We start from the raw sequence: 592 nt of genomic DNA on the forward strand, positions 1-592 counted from the left end.
TCTACGAGGAGTTCGAGGAGTTCCCCCTGTGGACCTGCGAGCCGCCCTGGCCGCCCATCGGCTGGTCGCCGTCGTGCGCGGCGACGACCCCGAGGCCGCGCTGCGCACCGTACTGGCCCTGGCCGACGAGGGCATCGAGCTGATCGAGGTGTCGCTGTCCGGCACGGACGCCCTGACCGTCATCGAGCGGGCCCGCGAGGCCCTCGGCCCGGGCCGACCCCTCGGCGCGGGCACCGTGCTCACGGCCGAGGACGCCCACGCCGTCCACCGGGCGGGCGCCGACTTCGCCGTCACCCCGGGCCTGGGCGCGGGGATGGCCACCGCACGCGAGCTGGGCCTGCCGGTCCTGGCGGGGGTCATGACGCCGACCGAAGTCATCGCCGCGCGGGCGCTCGGCGCCGAGGCGCTGAAGATCTTCCCGGCCGCGCAGGCGGGCGGCCCCGACTATCTCAAGGCCCTGCGGGGGCCGTTCCCGCACGAGCCGTTCGTACCGGTCGGCGGTGTGGACGAAGCCGCGGCCCGCGCCTACCTGGCCGCCGGTGCGACCGCGGTCGGCATCGGCTCGCCGCTGGTCGGCGACGCGGCCGACGGC

At 77.0% G+C, this 592-nt stretch carries 1 protein-coding gene; it reads left to right on the plus strand.

All coding sequences use genetic code 11. From position 1 onward, the window contains the following. Positions 1-28: 28 nt before the first annotated feature. Positions 29-592 (plus strand): bifunctional 4-hydroxy-2-oxoglutarate aldolase/2-dehydro-3-deoxy-phosphogluconate aldolase (locus tag KN815_RS42120; RefSeq protein WP_216347053.1); only part of this gene is annotated, 564 nt, incomplete at its 3' end.

This window comes from Streptomyces niphimycinicus (genome assembly GCF_018883605.1).
Taxonomy (GTDB): domain Bacteria; phylum Actinomycetota; class Actinomycetes; order Streptomycetales; family Streptomycetaceae; genus Streptomyces; species Streptomyces niphimycinicus.